Raw genomic sequence first — 18,305 nt, 5'->3', positions numbered from 1 at the left:
CCCGCGACACAAAAAGCAGTCGAATTATCGTGTGCGTAGCCTAGTCTGGATCACAACGATCTTTGCAGCGAGGCTACGCCATGAACACTGTCACCCGCTCACTCCTGATGGTCTGCGCGACCTCGGCACTGGCCCTGACCACCGCCTGCGGTGCCACGGGACAGGCCCCTGCGGCACCTGTTGCGGGCGAACCGGTAGAAACCCGCCCGCCCAACAATCCCGATCAGCGCGCAACCCTTGAAGGCCAAACCCGCGCGCCGGGCATGACCACCCAAGGCCAGATGACCCATGCGGTTATCGCTTCAGGGCTTGAGCATCCGTGGGGTCTGGCCGCCTTGCCGGATGGTCGCTGGCTGGTAACCGAAAAACCGGGCCGCCTGCGGATCGTCAGCGACAAGGGCGAGATCGGTGCGCCGATCTCCGGCCTACCGGAAGTGGACGCCAAGGGTCAGGGCGGCTTGCTGGATGTGATCCTCAGCCCGTCCTTCGCTCAGGATCGCCTGATCTATTTCTCGTACGCCCAGCCGCGCGAAGGCGGTAACGGCACCGCCGTCAGCCGCGCCCGCCTGTCGGACGACGGCACCAAGCTGGAAAACCTGCAAACCGTGTTTCAGGTGGCCCAGACCTATGATGGCGACAAACACTATGGCTCGTCTTTGGCCTTTGGTCCTGACGGCAAGCTCTACATCACCATTGGCGAGCGCTCGGACAAACCCAAGCGCCCCGACGCACAGGACCTTGGCACCCACCACGGCAAGGTCATCCGCATCAATGCCGATGGCTCGGTGCCGCAGGACAACCCGTTTGTCGGGCGTGACGGTGCCCTGCCGCAGAACTTCACCTATGGCCACCGCAACCCGCAGGGCATTGCCATCCAGCCCGGCACCGGTGCGGTCTGGACCATCGAGCACGGCACGCGCGGCGGTGATGAACTGAACCTCATTAAGGCGGGCAATAATTATGGCTGGCCGATTGCCGCCTATGGCATCGAGTATAATGGCGAGGCCATTCCGAATGCGGTTCCCGCCGTCGAAGGCACCGTCCAGCCCGTCTATTACTGGGATCCGGTCATCGCACCGGGCGGCATGACCTTCTATACCGGCACCATGTTCCCCGAATGGAACGGCAATGCCCTGATCGGCGGTCTAGGCGGCCAGCATCTGGTGCGTCTGGTCATCGAAAATGACAAGGTCGTCGGTGAAGAGCGCCTGTTGGTCGGCCTTGGCGAGCGTATCCGCGATGTGGCCGTGGCGGCGGATGGTGCCGTCTGGGTTATCACCGACGAGGAGGACGGCAAATTGGTGCGGCTCTCGCGCAAGCCCTGAGTCTTTTCCTCATGAAAACCGAATAGCCCGCACACGCCGTAATGACATCATTGTTATTACGGCGTAGTTGGTTTATGACCTCACGCGCCTTGTTACTTGACGTTGACGTAAACGTCCGCTTTCTAGGCGACGAGTTTCAATTCCGGCGCGATGATCGGCCAAGCCGCCCACCGCGACGAACACGAGATGCCAATCCGTCCCTCATGCAGCGAGGCACCACGCGCCAAGCGATGGGGGACACTAAAAAAGAGAGACGCACCAAGATGGCCGAGGCCTATATCTACGACGCCGTGCGGACCCCCCGCGGCAAGGGCAAGAAAGACGGCAGCCTTCACGAGATCACGGCGCTGAGCCTGGCCTCGCAGGTTCTGGAAGCCCTGCGCGATCGCAACAATATCGACACCGCACTGATCGACGATGTGGTTCTGGGCGTCGTCTCGCCGATTGGCGAGCAAGGCTCGGACATCGCCCGCACGGCGGTTCTGGCCGCTGGTTACGACCAGCGCACGGCCGGTTTCCAACTGAACCGCTTCTGCGCCTCGGGCCTCGAAGCCGTCAACGTGGCAGCGGCCAAGGTCAAGTCGGGTGAAGCCGAAATGGCCATCGGCGGTGGCGTCGAAGCCATGAGCCGCGTGCCCATGGGCTCGGACGGCGGTGCATGGCCGACCGATCCGTCCTCGGCCTTCCCGTCCTATTTCGTACCGCAAGGCGTATCGGCCGATATGATCGCCTCCAAATACGGCCTGTCGCGCGATGACGTGGACGCCTATTCGGTGGAATCGCACAAGCGCGCCGCCCGTTCGTGGGAAGAGAACCGCTTTGCCAAGTCGGTCATCGCCGTAAAGGACCAGCTGGGCCTGACCCGTCTGGACCGCGACGAAACCATCCGTCCGAACACCTCGATGCAGACCCTTGCCGGTCTGAACCCGTCCTTCACCATGATGGGCGGCATGGGCTTTGATGCCGTTATCAACCAGCGCTACCCGCAGGTTGCCACGGTGAACCACGTCCACACGCCGGGTAACTCGTCGGGCATCGTGGACGGTGCGGCCGGTATTCTGGTTGGCTCCAAGGAAATGGGCGAACGTCTCGGCCTCAAGCCGCGCGCCAAGATCCTCGGCGGTGCCTCGATCGGTTCGGAACCGTCGATCATGCTGACCGGACCGGAGCCTGTGACCCGCAAGCTGCTGGGCAAGCTGGGCATGTCGGTCGCCGATATCGACCTTTATGAACTGAACGAAGCCTTTGCCGCTGTGGTGCTGCGTTACATGCAGGCGCTGGATATCCCGCACGACAAGATCAATGTCTGCGGCGGTGCCATCGCCATGGGCCACCCTCTGGGTGCCACCGGTGCCATGATCCTCGGCACCGTGCTGGACGAGCTGGAACGCTCGGACAAATCGACGGCCTTGGCCACCCTGTGCATCGGCGGCGGTATGGGTACCGCTACCGTGATCGAACGCATCTGATCTGGAGATAATGACTATGGAAAACTTCAAGATCGAGATTGATGCCGACGGCATCGCGGTTGTCGCTTTCGACGTTCCGAACCGTTCGATGAACACCCTGACGGGCGCGGTCATCAAAGAAATCCCGCTGCTGGTCGAAAAAATCCAGTCGGACGACGCCATCAAGGGCGTGGTCCTGACCTCGGGCAAGGCCACAGGCTTCTGCGCCGGTGCCGACCTTGCCGACATGGCGTCGGGCATGCTGTCGGGCGCAGGTGATCTGCAAGCCGCCTATGATGCAGGCTGGGCCCTGAACGGTGCCTTCCGCCAGCTCGAAACCTGCGGCAAGCCGGTGGCGGCGGCCATCAATGGTCTGGCACTGGGCGGTGGCCTCGAATTCACCCTCGCCTGCCACTATCGCGTTGTCGAAAACAATCCGAAGATCCAGTTGGGTCTGCCGGAAATCAAGGTCGGCCTGTTCCCCGGCGGTGGCGGCACCCAGCGCCTGACCCGTCTGATCGGTGTGCAAACCGCCCTGATGCAGATGGCCGAAGCCAAGTCGTGGCGTCCGAACGACGCCAAGAGCGCGGGCGTCGTCCACGAAGTCGTCGAAATCGGCCAGTCGGTCGAAGCGGCCAAGGCGTGGATCAAGAACGGCGGCAAGGCTGTGCAGCCATGGGACGAACCCAAGTTCAAAATCCCCGGCGGCGGCCCCTATCACCCGATGGGCGCGCAAGTCTTCATCATGGGCAATGCCATCCTGCGCAAGCAGTCCTATGGCAACTACCCTGCCGTTCTGAACATGATGAAGGCCGTCTATGAAGGCATTCAGGTGCCGATCGAGGCCGGTCTGCGCATCGAGACGCGGTACTTCATCAAGACCCTGATGACGCCGCAGGCCCAGGCCATGATCCGCTCGCTGTTCCTGTCCAAGCAGGAACTGGACAAGGGTGCCGTGCGTCCCGCCGGTATTCCGAAGTCGGACCCGAAAAAGGTCACCGTCATCGGCGCAGGCATGATGGGTGCGGGCATTGCCTATGTCCAAGCCATGGCCGGTATCGAGACCATCCTGATCGACCAGACGCAGGAAGCCGCCGACAAGGGCAAGCAATACGCCGTTGATCTGGTGCAAAAGCGTGTCTCGCGCGGTCACATGACACAGGACAAGGCTGACGGCATCCTTAGCCTGATCACGCCCACTACCGACTATGACCAGATCAAGGGCTCCGACCTTGTGATCGAGGCCGTGTTCGAAAACCGCGAGATCAAGGCCACCGTCACCAAGAATGCCGAGGCTCAACTGGCCAAGGGTGCGATCTTCGGCTCCAACACCTCGACCCTGCCGATCACCGGCCTTGCCGAAGCCTCGGTGCGCCCTGAAGACTTCATCGGCATCCACTTCTTCTCGCCTGTCGACAAGATGATGCTGGTCGAGATCATCATGGCCGAGAAGACCAGCGACGAGGCTCTGGCCAAGGCGCTGGACTATGTCCTGAAGATCAAGAAGACCCCGATCGTCGTCAATGACAGCCGTGGCTTCTACACCTCGCGTTGCTTCTCCACCTATCTGATGGAAGGCATGGCGCTGCTGGAAGAAGGCTTCTCGCCGGTCGCCATCGACAATATCGGTCGCTCGACCGGTATGCCGCGCGGTCCGCTGGAAATGCACGATGATGTCGCGCTGGACCTGTCCTACAAGATTGCCAAGCAAACCCGCGAAGATCTTGGCGATGCCTATGTCCCGTCGGCAGGCGAAGGCATTGTGGCGACCATGGTCGAAGGGGGCCGTTACGGCCGCAAGAACGGCAAGGGCTTCTACGACTACGACCAGAAGCCCAAGGTCATCTGGCCGGGTCTGGCCGAGCTGGCCCCGACCACCAAGGGCGATATCTTTGGTGAATCGCCGGAAGCCTTCGCAGCTATGGACGAGATGAAGACCCGTCTTCTGTATCGTCAGGCCGTCGAAGTGGCCCGTTGCTGGGCCGAAGGCGTCATCGACGATCCGCGTGAAGGCGATCTGGGTGCCATCCTCGGCTGGGGCTTCGCGCCGTGGACGGGTGGTCCGATCACCTTCATCGACCAGATTGGTGTGGCCAAGTTCGTCGAGACCGCCGACCGTCTGGTCGCCGCCTACGGCCCGCGCTTTGAAGTGCCGCAACTGCTGCGCGACATGGCCGCCAAGGGCGAGACCTTCTACGGCAAGTTCTCCAAGGCTGCCTAAGGTTTAACCGCCTGATGCAAACGAAAAGGACGGCTCCATGAGCCGTCCTTTTTTGTTAGGCGAATACTGAACCACACACTCAACCTGAGTAAGGTCGCGCTAATGCGCTCAAGCAGCAAGCGCCCGCGGCGCGAGCGATAGCGCAAACCGTGAGCGACCCCGTCGCGAACAAAAGAAAAAGAGCGATCGCTCAGCGATCGCGGAATATCCGCGAAGCGGCATAGCCGATACCGGCGGCCAGAAAGACGCACAAAATCCCGTACATCCACGGATTGCGGTGCGCGAACTGATAGATGCTACGCTCCAGCCCCACCTTCTCGACGGTCAGGGTCAGGTTGGAGACCGAAACCGGCGCGCCCTCCTGAAACAGCCAGACCTCGGCAAAATAGGTCCCCGTCGGGGCTGTGGCGGGCAGGTCCACCTCGGCGCGGAATAGGCCGCGATCGACAAAGCTGACCCCGTCAGGATTGTTCTTGTACAGGCCCGCCGTTTCCTTGAGGCGGATCACTGCGCGGCGCCAGTCCAGATAGTCTTCGCCCAGACGGCTGATGACCACATCGCGCACGCCATAACGGGTCACCGTGGTCGCCTCTTCTGGCGCATTGATCCGCAGGTGATCGACCCCGACCCCCAGACGGCGCATCTGGCCAAAATCGGCCACGTCCGGCAGGGGACGCGTCGAGGCCGTCATATAAAAACCGGGCGCACCCTCGAACACCACAGGGCGGCTGTTCAGCCAGACCCCGTTGTGGCGGGTCTTCTTGACCAGACGCACAGTCGCATCGGGTCCGCGCACCACCAGCACCACATCGGCAGGCACATCGGTCGGATTGAACACCGCGCCATACAGCACGATGGAGGCCCCGCTGAAGCCTGTATCCACCTTGATCTGGGCATCGGTCAGGGCAGCGGCCACGCGCACTTCGCTGGCCGTCGCAACCGTCTGCTCGGGGGCCGGTGCCTCATAGGCAGGTGGCGGGGGTGGAAGGTCCTGAAACATCAGTTGCCCACACCCGGTGCCATCAGGAACAGTTCACTGGGGCGCACAAACAGTTCCAGCCCCATCTGGATACCCACCAGCAGCACGATAAAGCCCAAGGCCGCACGCATTTCTTCGGCACGGAAACGGCCCGACAGACGCGCGCCATACTGGGCCCCGATCACGCCGCCCAGCAGCAGGATCATCGACAGAACAATATCGACCGTCTGGTTACGGCCTGCCTGAAGGATGGTGGTGACCGCCGTGGTGACGATGATCTGGAACAGGCTGGTGCCCACCACGACATTGGCCTTCATGCGCAGCACATAGAGCATGGCCGGAACGAGAATAAAGCCGCCGCCGACGCCCATAATGGCCGACAGGATACCGGCAAAAATCCCCAGCCCGATGGGCGGAATGGCACTGATATAAAGACCCGAACGCGGGAAGCGCATACGGAAGGGCAGGCCATACAGCCACATGGGACGGCGGCGCTCTTTGCGTGGCGGGGTTTCGCCACGCACCCTTTGCAAAATCTTGGTCAGGCTCTCGAACACCATCATCGAGCCGATAGAGCCAAGGAAAATAAGATACGAGACGGCCACCACCAGATCGGCCTGTCCCAACAGGCGCAGATAGCGGAACAGCTCGACCCCGACGAGCGCCCCGAAGACCCCGCCTGCCGCCATGATGCCGCCGATCTTGTAATCGACGCCCTTCATCACCGAATAGCGGATCACGCCCGATGTCGAGGAGGCCACAACATGGCTGGCCTGACTGGCCACAGCCACCGTGGGCGGAATACCCATGAACACCAGAATGGGGGCCATCAGGAAGCCGCCGCCGATACCGAAAAGGCCCGAGACAAAGCCCACCGTCGCCCCCAACAGCATCAGGAGCGGCCAGTTCACCGAGACTTCGGCGATAGGCAGATAGATATCCACGGAACGCGCCTTCGGTTGGACAAGGTACAGCTTGGCTTCGCCCGCAGGCGATCACCTGACAGGCTTTAGCCAAGGGTGACCGATCAGACCACCCCTAGCCCTAACAAGGTGTAATCAAGCCAGCGGCTGGACGCTGAAATTATTCGCCGCCTCGCGGGCCTTGGTGCGTTGTGCCGCTTCCAGCGTCGGCGTCAGGCGTTGAACCGCCTCCAGCGCCTGCTGGTCGCCGCGTCGGGCCGCAATCATGTACCAGGTGAAGGCCTCGACCTTGTTGGCCGCGACGCCCTTCACGCCCTTTTCGTACAGGTGGGCGACATTGTACTGGCTGTCCACGCTGCCGGCTTCGGCGGATTTGCGCATCCACTCGACCGCCTTGGCCTCGTCACGTTCACCGCCAACACCGTCATAAAGCTGGGTGGCATAGTGCTGCATGGCGCGTGGCTCACCGGCCTCGGCGGCGCGACGCACCCACTGGCGGGCCTCGAACGGGTCAGCCTCTATACCGACACCACCGTCCGTATAGAGGGCCGCCAGACGCATTTGCGCCGGTACATAGCCCAGCTCCGCCGAGCGTTTCAGCGGCTCCAGCCCCGAGGCATCGCCATTGTCGATCATGGCGATGGCGCGGTTAAAGATCGCCGCCCCTTCGGTTTGCGCCACGTCCTGCGACGGCACAGCGTCCACAGGCGTCGCATCCAGAGCCAGTGCGGCCATCGGCGCGGCGACCGGCGTCGTTGGCTGTGCAGGGCTCGGGCCTTGACCGAAATTCAGGTCCAGATTCTGGTCCTTGACCAGTTTCAGCGTGCCATAGCCACCGCCACCGACCACCAGCATGGCCAGAGCCGACACCTTGAGCGCCTGCCCGAAGGTGGAGCCATCGCGTGATGCCTTGCGATCCAGCTTTTGCTGGAGCGCGGAGGTGCCGCCTTTTTTACGCAGCTTGCCGAGACCAAAGCCTTTGCGCGGGGTCTCGGAATCGTCGTCCGAAATCGCTGCACGGGCATTGTCGATCACGTCTCGCGTGGACATGAAGGGCGTCAGGGACAGGTCATCATCCTGCGCTACATCGGCTTCTTCCGATGTGGCAAAGAACGGGTTGGCCCCGGTCGGTTCGTCCGCATCCGGTGCGTCCGGTGCAGGATCGGCCTCAACGCCCTCATCCAGCACGATCTCGAAGTCGAGATCGGAACCGGCCAAAGCCTCGGTACGGGCCGCCAGTGCATCATGCTCGGACGAGGCAAAGATCGAGGGGAAGTTTTCATCTTCCTCGATGTCGCGTGCCTGCTCCGCCTCGTTCATCAGGAAGTCGTCGGCGAGATCGCCATCAAGACTACCGAACGGACGCAGTTCGTCCTGTGTCGGGAAAGGCTCGACGGCCATTTCTGCGGCCACCGTATCGGCCCAACCCGCACTGGCCTGAGCCTCGGCTAATGGCGCATCGATTTGGGTTGCCGCCGCCGGATGGGCATTTTGCGATGCCGTGTTCGTGCGCCAGTCCGCGCCGGTGGCCGGTTGCGAATCCCATGCGTCGGGAGCCGATCCAAACAGCGATACCGCCGAGGTTTCGGGGATGAACTCCGGCACATCGTCAAACTGAACCGCCTCGGCCGCCGCCGACAGGCGCGGGGCCGCGTGCAGCGCCGCCGATTCCCGACGGGCGCGGACGGCCTTGGCCTCTTCGACGAGACGCAAGGTGCGCTCTTCGCTCTGGCGCATGCGCTCGGCCAGTTCGCCCGATACGTCCTCGGAACGACGCTCCAGCTTGTCGGTATTTTCAGCCAGACGACGGCTGATGTCCTCGATAGCCTGTGTCGAACGGCGCTCGGTCTGGGAAATACGTTCCGACAGGCGATCCGAAATACGGGTGATCTCGCCGCCCAGTCGTTCCAGCGCCAGTGCGTGCTGGTCTTCCTGACGGGTCAGGCGGCTGTCGACCGATTGCGAATGGCGGGCGATTTCGCGGTCGAGTTTTTCATCGAGAACGCGACCCAGTTCGGACAGACGCTGATCAAGGTGCTGGTCGACAAGCTCTTGGGCATTGGCCAGACCGTTGTCTTCGAGGCCCTGCATGCGCGTATTCATATTACGCGCAATCCGCATGACCTCCTGCCCCATCGCCTCGACGGCGTGGGCGGAGCGCATTTCGGACGCCTTGGTCTGGGCCTGCAACCGCTCCAGCGCCTGCTCGACGCCACCGGATGCGCCCAAGCGGGCCAGCATATCCTGACGGTTGGCGTCGATCTGTTGACGCAGGCCGTCGGCCAGTTGCGTCAGGGCACCATCGCCCAGAGCCGGACGGGCTTCAAGTCCACCGAGGCGCTGTTCCAGAGCCGCAAACGAAGCCTGCAACCCCTCGAGGGCCGAGCGGGTGTCGTTCTGCGCCTGATCCAGACGGCTGCGAATATCCAGCCCCTGATCGCCGCCTTCCAGCGACTTGAGACGTTCGTGACCCTCGCGAAGCTCGCGCGCCATGCCCTCCAAGCGGCGCTCGCGCTGGCTGTCCAGTTCGCGCTCGGCATCCATGCGGCGCATCAGGCTGGACACGGCCAGATCAATACCCTGAATGGCCGAGGTCGAGCGGCGCTCCGCCGCTTCAAGACGCTCGCCCATGGCAGAGATCAGGGCCTCGCCCCGCACAGAGTCTTCGCGGCTCGGACGATCGGTGCTGTCAGGCGCAAGGGCGCGGCGAGGCAGGGCCGAACCCTCGTCCTCGGGCTCGTCCATAATCATGGAGTTGAGCCATTCCCCAAGGGTCATACCCGAGCGGCGCGCCAGATCTTTTGCGATCTCGCGAGCCTTCGGATCGATTCCCTTAACGCTCCAAGGCGCCGTTGCGCTCACTGATTCGTCTCCCGTGCCACGTCGGGCACCGCATTAATCCCACATTATGTGGACGGATACTCACGCAGCCACAACATCTAGGCGGTTCAGCTGACACAACCCAAGCTGGACCGCCGTGACCTTGGTTAACAGAAGGTTGCTGATTTGCCATCCCCACAACTTCGGGCTTGCCGAAAGTTTTTTGTTCCCCCACCTGCAAAGCATGAGCCTGACCCTCACCCTGATCCTCACCGCCCTGTCTGTGGGCCTGACCATTCTCTGCGGTTGGCGCGGTGCAAAACCCACCGACATCATGCGGGCCAAGCCGCGTATGATGCCGTGGCGGTTCCTGATGCTGCTGTTTGCGGCCCTGACCATGTTGCTGCTGATCCATGTGGTCAGTCACATCACCGGCAACCCGAAAACCATCGTCTATTGAGACATGAAAAAGGGCCGAAGAGTTTCCCCTTCGGCCCCTGATTTTGGTCTGGCTGCGTCCTGGCTTAACCCGCAAAGCACCAGGCTAAGACTGCCTTTTGGGCATGGATGCGGTTTTCGGCTTCGTCGATGACCAGCGATTGCGGGCCGTCGATGACGTCGTCGGTCACTTCCTCGCCACGGTGGGCAGGCAGGCAGTGCAGGAAGACCGCACCGTCATTGGCCTGATCCATCAGGGCCTGATCGACCGTATAGGGCTCGAAGGCCGCAAGGCGGGCCTCATAGTCCTGATCGCCCATCGACACCCATGTATCGGTGACCACCACATCGGCACCTGTGACCGCGTCCTGCGGGTCGGAGGTCAGGTAGACCCACGTACCGCCCTTTTCGAGATCGCGCAGGTCGGGGTGATATTCCGCAGGGCACGCCACACGCAGTTTGAAGCCGAACTTGGCCGCCGCATGCATGAAGCTGTGGCAGACATTATTGCCGTCACCGATCCACGCCACTGTCTTGCCCGCGATCGGGCCGAGATGCTCTTCGATGGTCAGCAGGTCGGCCAGAATCTGGCACGGGTGCGAACGGTCGGTCAGGGCATTGACCACCGGCACCGACGAGACGCGGGCGAAACGCTCGACATCCTCGTGATCATTGGCGCGGATCATCACCGCATCGACCATGCGCGACAGTACACGGGCCGTGTCCTCGATCGGCTCACCGCGGCCCAACTGCATGTCCGCCGCATTGGCGATAATACCCTGACCGCCCAATTGGCGGATAGCAGCATCAAAACTGAAGCGCGTGCGGGTCGAGTTCTTTTCAAAGATCATCGCCAGAACGCGATCCTTGGCCGGAGCATCGGCATCCGCACGGCCTTGCGGCCAGCCCTTGCGGGCCTGTTTGCGGGCGTGGGCATCATCCAGAATGGCGCGCAGATCGGCGGCTTCAAGACGAGAGATATCGAGGAAGTGACGGACCATATTGGTCTCCGTAAGTACAGGTAGAAGGCCGGATTAACCGGCCATCTTGGTGCGAGCGAACGCGCAGGTCTTTTCCAGTTTCTCGACGGCCTCGCGGGCCTCTTCGAGGGTGATGTTCAGCGGGGCCAGAATACGCACCAGATTGTCGCCGCCGCCGGCGATCAGAAGCTTGGCCTCGTCACGGGCCCAGCCCATGAAGTCGCGGTTGTTCGGCACCAGTTTCAGACCCAGCAACAGACCCTTGCCGCGCACCTCGACGACCACGTCGGGGAAGCGTTCTTGCAGGCCGCTCAGCTGCTGTCTCAGATAGGCCGAAACCTCGTTGACGTTATTCAGGATCGCATCCGACGACACTTCGCTGAAAGCCGCCTTACCGACAGCCATGGCCAGCGGGTTGCCACCAAAGGTCGAACCGTGCGCGCCTGCGGTCATGCCCGAAGCCGCTTCGGCTGTGGCCAGACAGGCCCCGATCGGGAAGCCGCCGCCCAAAGCCTTGGCGATGGCCATGATGTCCGGCGTCATACCGGCCCATTCGTGCGCCCACAGCTTGCCTGTGCGGCCCATGCCGCATTGCACTTCGTCAAAGATGATCAGCACGCCGTGCTTGTCGGCCATGTCGCGCATCCAGCGCAGGTCTTCGTCCGGCGTGGCGCGGCAGCCGCCCTCGCCCTGAACCGGCTCGAGGATGATGGCCGCCGTGGTCGGGCTTTCAAACGCCGCCGTCAGGGCATCCTTGTCGCCCCACTTCAGCTGGTAGAAGCCCTGCATGGGCGGGCCGAAGCCTTCGGTATAGTTCGGGTTGGCCGCCGCATTGATGCCGCCATAGGTGCGGCCGTGGAACGAGCCATCAAAGCCATAGATGTCGATGCGTTCAACATTACCCTTGGCGTGGTGGTATTTGCGCGCGGTCTTGATCGCGCATTCCACCGCCTCGGTACCGGAATTGGCAAAGAAGACCACATCGGCGAACGATTTGTCGCACAGCATGTCGGCCAGTTCGTCCTGACCGGGGATGCGGTAGATGTTGGAGACGTGCCACAGCTTGTCCGCTTGCGCCTTCAGGGCCTCGACCAGTTTCGGATGGGCGTGGCCCAGCGCATTGGTCGAGATACCGGACACGCAGTCCAGATATTCGGTCCCGTCAGTGGACCACAGTCGGACGCCCTGACCACGCTCCACTTCCAGCGGCGCACGATTGTAAACACCCATCAGATGACCGGACACGGCAGTCTCCAAAAAGAGAGACGGTCCCGTTGGCTGGCAACGGGACCGCTGAACAAAATGATCACAGACTTGTCGGGCCACATTGCCCTTTAGTCAACACCGCGAGGCCCGCAGAGTTACGGGTTTTTGCCTGTGCTTTCCACGTCGATGGTCTGGACCAGTCCGGTCAGGAAATCGGCGAACTGCGCCACATCGCCGGACACCAGTTTGTCCATCTTGTCCTCGTGGGTGTGGATGTTCTGGAACACGTCCGGCACGAAGCCTTCGCGCAGGCCGTTATCCTGACCGCCATTAAAGGCCAGCCACATCTGGCGGGCACCGATGGCGTTCTGGATGCCCAGCGACAGCACCGGAATACCGGCCGCCGAGAACACGCGGTCCTCACTGGGCGGATAGACAGGGAAGGCCTCGCAATCGGTGGCCGTATCGGCGCAATAGGTCCGCAAGGTACGCACCATCCCGCGTGACGCCTCGCCATTATTCAGACCGAACATGACCGTGCGGCCATAGGCGGCCACGTCCACATTGACCACGCCGGCAATACGGGCCTTGTCGGCCTGTTCCAGCCAGTTGCGCGCCCCGATCAGACCCAGTTCTTCCTGATCGGTCAGCACCACCACGATGCGGTGTTTGAGGTGATGGCCATGCCCCTGAAGCTTCTTGGCCGCCTCGATAACGGCCAGCGTGCCGCCCGCATTATCGACCACGCCGTGCGAGAAGGCCCCGTCGCGCAAAACAGCCGCGTCATAGTGGGCCATCAGGATAATATCGCGCTCGCCCGAACCCAGCGTGATGACCAGATTGGTGCCCGCCATCGCGCCCGTCTGGCGGTTGCCACCCTCGAACGCTTGCAGCTGATATGGCAGGCCCAGCGTATCCAGATGCGCCTTGAGCACCTCGAGGCGCGCCGGATTATTATCCTGCACCAGACGTTCGGCGGTGGCATGGATGCGGCTGGCCTCAGGGCTGGCGGCATCCTCGGCGGCCGATGGCTGCGCCATCAAAGCAAGAGCCAATGGTGCCAAGGCAAAAAGCGACTTCATAGACATGGAAAACCCCCTCCAATTTTCCTCATGCCTAAACGAAGAGGGGCCGCGTCACCAGTGCGACGCGGCCCCTCTTACGAAAGCTTAATTCGACCTTAGCTCTTCAGACGCCAGCCCGATTTGAACACCAGCCAGCAGACGACACCCAGAACCAGCGTCAGCACCGCGCTCATCACCAGACCAATCACCAGATTGCTTTCGGCCTGCCCGACGAAACCGGCGCGGAAACCGTCGATCAGATAGAAGAACGGATTGAAACGACTGATGGTGTCAAACGGCGCGGGCAGGCTTTCGACCAGATAGAAGGTGCCCGACAGGAAGGTCATCGGCATGACGACAAAGTTCTGCACCGCCGACAGGTGATCGAACTTTTCCGACCACAGACCCGCCAGCACGCCGACCATACCCATCAGCAGCGACGCGATCAGGCCGAACCAGACGATCAGCAGAATGTTCGAAATGCCCAGCTTGGCAAACGGCAGCACACACAGCGCCGTCACCAGACCGACGACCACACCGCGCGTCGCGGCCCCGAGGCTAAAGCCGATGGTCAGTTCCAGCGGGCTGAGCGGCGGGGTCAGGAAGTCGGTCGCCGTACCCATGATCTTGGCCTGGATCAGGCTGGACGAGGCATTGGCAAAGGCGTTCTGCAAGATCGCCATCATAATCAGGCCCGGTGCCACAAACTCGGCAAACGGGGTGCCATGCAGCGGCGGGCGCGCGCCCTGAAGCGCCACCACAAACACCATCATGTACAACAGGGTGGTGACCACAGGGGCCGCCACCGTCTGCGCCCCTACCTTCCAGAAGCGTCGCACCTCGCGCAGGTACAGGGTGCGAAGCCCCACCCAGTTGATGCCGTTATAGCGACGCGGCTGCGGCAAGGCGGATGGGGACGGTTCTGAAGGTGTTTGCAGGGTCATAATGCGTCAATTGTGCGTTGATCGGCGATTTCGCAAGGCATCCAGCATTTTACGAAGCAGATAAAACTGATTCAAAACGGGACATTAACCATACTAGATATAGTTTCTGTGGACAGCCGAATCTCCACATATTGCGTGTTTTGACCAGTGAATTACGATTGGCGCCAATGAGGAGCGCTAATTACGGCCCTCCGACACAAGATATTGAATCCGACTTCCCTTGGAGGGTGGCATGAACGCAGGCTGGACAGAAGATCGCGTAGGCGCTCTGAAGAAGCTGTGGCTTGAAGGTCAATCGGCCTCCCAGATCGCCAAGGCACTGGGTGGCGGCGTGACCCGCAACGCCGTAATCGGCAAGGTACACCGTCTTGGCCTTTCGGGCCGCGCGGCACCTTCGCAACCGGCACGCACGACGTTCCGCACGGCACGTCCGAGCGCCAAGGCTGCTGCAACCGCAGCCGCACCGGCAACCAATGCAGCGCCCGCTGCACCCGCACCGCAACCGACACAGGCTCCGTCGGCTCCGCGCCGCATCGAAGCCGTCGCTCCGCGTCCGGCCGCTGTGCCGACGCAACTGGCTCAACCTTCGGCACCGGCTCCGATGCCGGAACTGCCGGGCACGGCCACTGTGCTGACGCTGGGCGCACACATGTGCAAATGGCCGATCGGTGATCCGTCCTCGCGCGAATTCTCTTTCTGCGGCCGTCGTGCCTCGGAAGGCGTTTACTGCATCGAGCACGCGCGCGTCGCTTACCAGCCGCAGGTCCGTAAGGGTGCCAAGGATGGCGCGACCGAACTGGCCCGCAGCCTGCGTCGCTACATGTAATCCGGAAACGGAAATCTCGAGAAGAAAGGGCGCTGTGGTTTTCCGCAGCGCCCTTTTTCTTGTGGCCTCAGTTCAATGTGCGGCGGGTATCGGGCACGTCCAGACTGAAATGGGGAATGGCGATTTCGAAAATATGGCCCGCCTGATCCTGCACAAAATAGGCCCCGACCATAGAGCCTGACGGCGTCGAAAGGGGACAGCCCGAAGCATAGGCAAAACTGTCACCCGGCTGGATCACCGGCTGTTCACCCACCACGCCCGATCCGCGCACTTCCTCGACGCGCCCAAACGCATCGGTAATGGTCCAGCGACGCGCCACGACCTGTAGCGGCGCGGTCGTCAGATTGACGATCTCGATCTGGTAGGCCCAGACCCAATGGTTCGCATCGGGGTCGGACTGAGCGGCCAGATAGGAGGGCTGGACGCGAACGACCATTCCTTCGGTTTCGGCGCTATAGGCAAAAGCACTGGGCATGCGCTATATGCGTCCCGCCGAGGCTCCGGTTCAAGCGAACAATGCATGACCTCCATGCTTTGAACGCGCGACAGAGCCGAGAATCCGTGTGAGAACAGGACGGCATGACCAGTTTCCAGATCCCCGCCCAAGCCGGCATCATCCCGTTTCAGGGTATCGAAACCCTGATCGCGACGGGTGCCATCACCAGCCAGACCGCTTTTGATTCCGATCAGGTGCAACCGGCCAGCCTCGACTTGCGTCTGTCGGACGTGGCGTGGCGCGTGCGGGCCTCCTTCCTGCCGGGCAAGCGCAAGGTCGAGGACCGCATTCAGGACGTGGCCATGCACGCCATCGACCTGTCGGGCGGCTATGTGCTGGAAAAAGGCTGCGTCTATATTGCGCGCCTGCAAGAACACCTGTCCCTGCCCAAGGGCCTGAATGCCCGCGCCAACCCGAAATCCTCGACCGGCCGCGTCGATGTGTTCGTCCGTTTGCTGACCGATAAGGGCCAAAGCTTCGACGATGTCGATGAAGGCTATGAAGGCCCGCTCTATCTGGAAATCGCGCCCCAGACCTTCTCCATCCTCGTGCGCCCGGGCACCCGCCTGAACCAGTTACGCCTGAAGGCCGGCGATCCGCCGCGTCTGGAAACCCGCAGCGTCGGTGTGGACCTGCAACACGGCGATAACGGTATTGTCGGCTTCCGTGGCCGTCGCCATGCGGGCGTTATCAATCTCGACAATATCGACGGCCATGACCCGCGCGACTTCTGGGAACCGGTGACCCTGCGCGACGGCGACCTGCTGCTCGATCCGGGCGAGTTCTATATTCTGGCCTCCTCCGACGACGTGGAAATCCCCGTCGACCAAGCTGCCGAAATGACCCCGATCGATCCGTCGGTCGGCGAGTTCCGCGTCCACTATGCCGGTTTCTTCGACCCCGGTTTCGGCACCGACGAAGCCCATGGCGCTGGCTCCAAGGGCGTGCTGGAGGTTCGCACCCACGACACGCCGTTCCTGCTGGAACATGGCCAGACCGTCGCCCGCCTTGTCTATGAACCCCTGACGATGCGCCCCACCCGCCTCTATGGCGAGGGTGGCAGCCACTATCAGAAGCAAGGCCTGAAACTGTCCAAACACTTCAAAGAGTGGAAATAGGCGGCAAGCGCCGCCACGCTGTACCGCGAGCGGCTTTGGCCCTAGCGCCTCGCCTTTGAACAAAGGTACGAGACGGGCGCTAGGGCCAAAAGCGTCCTCAAGCAGCGAGCCTCCGCGAGGCGAGCGGTAGGACAAAATAAAGGCCCGCCAAATGGCGGGCCTTTTTCTTATCAGGAAAGCCGATCGGCTTTGCGTAGGGACGGGAAAACCTTGGCCCAGATGCCGGTGGCGGCCAGCGCCCCGGCCCCACCAAAGACAGCCGCGCCAATCGGGCCGAGCAAGCGCACGGCCACACCCGAATAGGCCTCTCCCAGTTCGTTGGATGCGCCGATAAACAGCATCGACACCGACGAGACCCGTCCGCGCATATGGTCGGGCGTGGCCAGTTGGATCAGGGTCTGGCGCACATTGACGCTGACCATGTCCGCCGCCCCACCGATGAACAGTACCAAGGCCGACAGCCAGACGATTTTCGACAGGCCAAAAGCGATAGTGCAGATGCCGAACACGGCCACCGCCGCAAACATCCATCGACCCCCATGACGCTGGATCGGATAGCGGCTGAGCCAGAAAGCCATCAGCAGAGCGCCCACGCCAAACGCCGCCCGCAGCAGGCCGAACCCTTGGGGGCCAACATGCAGGATGTCCCTCGCAAAGATCGGCGTCAGCAGCGCCACACCTGCAAACAGCACCACGATCAGGTCCAGCGAAATCGCCCCCAACACGATCTTGGTCTTCCAGACATAGGACAGACCTTCACGCACCAGTTCAACCGGCGAAACCTTGGGTCCGACCTCCGGCTTGCCGTTGGTCTTGATCAGGATGAAACAGGCAATAGCCAGCAGGAACAGCCCCAGCGATGATGCATAGGCCAGTGGCACCGTCACCCCGACAATCACGCCACCAAGGGCCGGTCCTGCAATCGCGCCGGTCTGAAAGGCAATCGACTGGGCCGCAATAGCCGCAGGCAGGGCCTTGCGTCCCACCACCATCGGCAGAAAGGCCTGTGACGCTGGAGCCAGAAACGCCCTTGCCGCGCCAAACAGGGCCGCAACCGCCAGCAATCCCCACAAGGGCGGATTGCCGTGCATGGCCATGGCCAGAAAACTACCGGCGCAGACCATCTCGACAACAAGCGACAGTGTCACCGTGTGCTTGCGGTCGCGCCGGTCAGCCATGGCTCCGGCAGGCAGGGTAAAGGCCAGAAGCGGCAGGAACTGGCACAGACCAACCAGACCCAGATAAAGGCTGGCCTCTTGGATAGGATGGTCGCGGCGGGCGATCTCGTAGACCTGCCACAACAGGGCCGAGGACTGGATCTGGATCGCCAGAACCGCCACCACACGCCCCAGCCACAAGAGCCGGAAGTCGCGATTACCCCACGGGCTGGAGGGCTCTTCGTGGTCGATTACAGGGTCGATTTCTGGCGCAGACGGCGTCGAAACAGTCATATCAAACGAAAAATCTCTGTCAGAACGGGAAAGGCCAGCACAAACGCCCTTCTCCTTTATGTGTTT

General features: G+C 62.0%; 15 protein-coding genes. 6 read left to right on the top strand and 9 right to left on the bottom strand.

Annotation, left to right across the window (positions count from 1 at the left end):
* The first annotated feature begins 80 nt into the window (after positions 1–80).
* The 3 genes from FHS64_RS04440 (at position 81) to FHS64_RS04430 (ending at position 4,994) form a co-directional block, all read left to right on the top strand.
* Positions 81–1,325: a PQQ-dependent sugar dehydrogenase gene (locus FHS64_RS04440; RefSeq protein WP_167176114.1), complete on the top strand. Its 1,245-nt coding sequence runs from the start codon at positions 81–83 to the stop codon at positions 1,323–1,325.
* A 263-nt stretch (positions 1,326–1,588) separates the two neighbouring features.
* The gene (locus tag FHS64_RS04435) at positions 1,589–2,794 is read left to right on the top strand and encodes an acetyl-CoA C-acetyltransferase (protein WP_167176112.1); all 1,206 of its coding nucleotides are present in this window, start codon (positions 1,589–1,591) and stop codon (positions 2,792–2,794) included.
* A gap of 16 nt (positions 2,795–2,810) precedes the next feature.
* Positions 2,811–4,994, top strand: a complete 2,184-nt coding sequence (locus tag FHS64_RS04430) for a 3-hydroxyacyl-CoA dehydrogenase NAD-binding domain-containing protein (RefSeq protein ID WP_167176300.1) — start codon at positions 2,811–2,813, stop codon at positions 4,992–4,994.
* A gap of 190 nt (positions 4,995–5,184) precedes the next feature.
* On the opposite strand, the gene FHS64_RS04425 is transcribed toward FHS64_RS04430, so the two are convergent.
* The 3 genes from FHS64_RS04425 to FHS64_RS14350 form a co-directional block, all read right to left on the bottom strand.
* Positions 5,185–5,994, bottom strand: a complete 810-nt coding sequence (locus FHS64_RS04425) for a TIGR02186 family protein (protein WP_167176110.1) — start codon at positions 5,992–5,994, stop codon at positions 5,185–5,187.
* Complete coding sequence (locus tag FHS64_RS04420; protein WP_167176108.1) at positions 5,994–6,917, bottom strand: TSUP family transporter; 924 nt, start codon at positions 6,915–6,917, stop codon at positions 5,994–5,996. The genes FHS64_RS04425 and FHS64_RS04420 overlap by 1 nt, the downstream gene beginning before the upstream one ends.
* A gap of 114 nt (positions 6,918–7,031) precedes the next feature.
* Complete coding sequence (locus tag FHS64_RS14350) at positions 7,032–9,758, bottom strand: SEL1-like repeat protein (RefSeq protein ID WP_167176106.1); 2,727 nt, start codon at positions 9,756–9,758, stop codon at positions 7,032–7,034.
* A 202-nt stretch (positions 9,759–9,960) separates the two neighbouring features.
* Here FHS64_RS14350 and FHS64_RS04410 point away from each other — a divergent pair, with 202 nt between their 5' ends.
* On the top strand, positions 9,961–10,176 hold the full coding sequence (locus tag FHS64_RS04410) for a hypothetical protein (RefSeq protein ID WP_167176104.1): 216 nt from the start codon (positions 9,961–9,963) through the stop codon (positions 10,174–10,176).
* Positions 10,177–10,240: 64 nt separating this feature from the next.
* Here FHS64_RS04410 and argF read toward each other — a convergent pair whose 3' ends face one another.
* The 4 genes from argF to FHS64_RS04390 form a co-directional block, all read right to left on the bottom strand.
* Complete coding sequence (gene argF, locus FHS64_RS04405; protein ID WP_167176102.1) at positions 10,241–11,155, bottom strand: ornithine carbamoyltransferase; 915 nt, start codon at positions 11,153–11,155, stop codon at positions 10,241–10,243.
* A 33-nt stretch (positions 11,156–11,188) separates the two neighbouring features.
* A complete protein-coding gene (locus tag FHS64_RS04400) occupies positions 11,189–12,364 on the bottom strand; it encodes an aspartate aminotransferase family protein (RefSeq protein ID WP_167176298.1) in 1,176 nt (391 codons plus the stop codon).
* Between the two features lie 131 nt (positions 12,365–12,495).
* The gene (locus tag FHS64_RS04395) at positions 12,496–13,428 is read right to left on the bottom strand and encodes a M28 family metallopeptidase (protein WP_167176100.1); all 933 of its coding nucleotides are present in this window, start codon (positions 13,426–13,428) and stop codon (positions 12,496–12,498) included.
* A 92-nt stretch (positions 13,429–13,520) separates the two neighbouring features.
* Positions 13,521–14,348: an ABC transporter permease gene (locus tag FHS64_RS04390; RefSeq protein ID WP_167176098.1), complete on the bottom strand. Its 828-nt coding sequence runs from the start codon at positions 14,346–14,348 to the stop codon at positions 13,521–13,523.
* A 232-nt stretch (positions 14,349–14,580) separates the two neighbouring features.
* Between FHS64_RS04390 and FHS64_RS04385 the strand changes: the two genes are divergently transcribed.
* Entirely contained in the window at positions 14,581–15,174 is a 594-nt protein-coding gene (locus tag FHS64_RS04385) for a GcrA family cell cycle regulator (RefSeq protein ID WP_167176097.1), read from the top strand.
* A 67-nt stretch (positions 15,175–15,241) separates the two neighbouring features.
* Here FHS64_RS04385 and apaG read toward each other — a convergent pair whose 3' ends face one another.
* Positions 15,242–15,649, bottom strand: a complete 408-nt coding sequence (gene apaG / locus FHS64_RS04380; protein WP_167176095.1) for a Co2+/Mg2+ efflux protein ApaG — start codon at positions 15,647–15,649, stop codon at positions 15,242–15,244.
* A 104-nt stretch (positions 15,650–15,753) separates the two neighbouring features.
* Here apaG and FHS64_RS04375 point away from each other — a divergent pair, with 104 nt between their 5' ends.
* Positions 15,754–16,788, top strand: coding sequence for a 2'-deoxycytidine 5'-triphosphate deaminase (locus tag FHS64_RS04375; RefSeq protein WP_167176093.1), 1,035 nt, complete (start codon positions 15,754–15,756; stop codon positions 16,786–16,788).
* A gap of 170 nt (positions 16,789–16,958) precedes the next feature.
* Here the strand turns inward: FHS64_RS04375 and FHS64_RS04370 are convergent, their stop codons facing one another.
* Positions 16,959–18,239, bottom strand: coding sequence for an MFS transporter (locus FHS64_RS04370; protein WP_167176091.1), 1,281 nt, complete (start codon positions 18,237–18,239; stop codon positions 16,959–16,961).
* Between the last annotated feature and the right edge of the window lie 66 nt (positions 18,240–18,305).

Origin of the sequence: Brevundimonas terrae (genome assembly GCF_011761985.1) — a bacterium.
Taxonomy (GTDB): Bacteria; Pseudomonadota; Alphaproteobacteria; order Caulobacterales; family Caulobacteraceae; genus Brevundimonas; species Brevundimonas terrae.
This window is presented reverse-complemented; position numbering and strand designations above follow the sequence as displayed.

Bases quoted from the DNA above. Each gene is read 5' to 3' on its own strand.
- FHS64_RS04440 (WP_167176114.1), top strand. From the start codon at position 81: ATGAACACTGTCACCCGCTCACTCCTGATGGTCTGCGCGACCTCGGCA.
- FHS64_RS04435 (WP_167176112.1), top strand. From the start codon at position 1,589: ATGGCCGAGGCCTATATCTACGACGCCGTGCGGACCCCCCGCGGCAAG.
- FHS64_RS04430 (WP_167176300.1), top strand. From the start codon at position 2,811: ATGGAAAACTTCAAGATCGAGATTGATGCCGACGGCATCGCGGTTGTC.
- FHS64_RS04425 (WP_167176110.1), bottom strand. From the start codon at position 5,994: ATGTTTCAGGACCTTCCACCCCCGCCACCTGCCTATGAGGCACCGGCC.
- FHS64_RS04410 (WP_167176104.1), top strand. From the start codon at position 9,961: ATGAGCCTGACCCTCACCCTGATCCTCACCGCCCTGTCTGTGGGCCTG.
- argF (WP_167176102.1), bottom strand. From the start codon at position 11,155: ATGGTCCGTCACTTCCTCGATATCTCTCGTCTTGAAGCCGCCGATCTG.
- FHS64_RS04400 (WP_167176298.1), bottom strand. From the start codon at position 12,364: ATGGGTGTTTACAATCGTGCGCCGCTGGAAGTGGAGCGTGGTCAGGGC.
- FHS64_RS04395 (WP_167176100.1), bottom strand. From the start codon at position 13,428: ATGTCTATGAAGTCGCTTTTTGCCTTGGCACCATTGGCTCTTGCTTTG.
- FHS64_RS04390 (WP_167176098.1), bottom strand. From the start codon at position 14,348: ATGACCCTGCAAACACCTTCAGAACCGTCCCCATCCGCCTTGCCGCAG.
- FHS64_RS04385 (WP_167176097.1), top strand. From the start codon at position 14,581: ATGAACGCAGGCTGGACAGAAGATCGCGTAGGCGCTCTGAAGAAGCTG.
- apaG (WP_167176095.1), bottom strand. From the start codon at position 15,649: ATGCCCAGTGCTTTTGCCTATAGCGCCGAAACCGAAGGAATGGTCGTT.
- FHS64_RS04375 (WP_167176093.1), top strand. From the start codon at position 15,754: ATGACCAGTTTCCAGATCCCCGCCCAAGCCGGCATCATCCCGTTTCAG.
- FHS64_RS04370 (WP_167176091.1), bottom strand. From the start codon at position 18,239: ATGACTGTTTCGACGCCGTCTGCGCCAGAAATCGACCCTGTAATCGAC.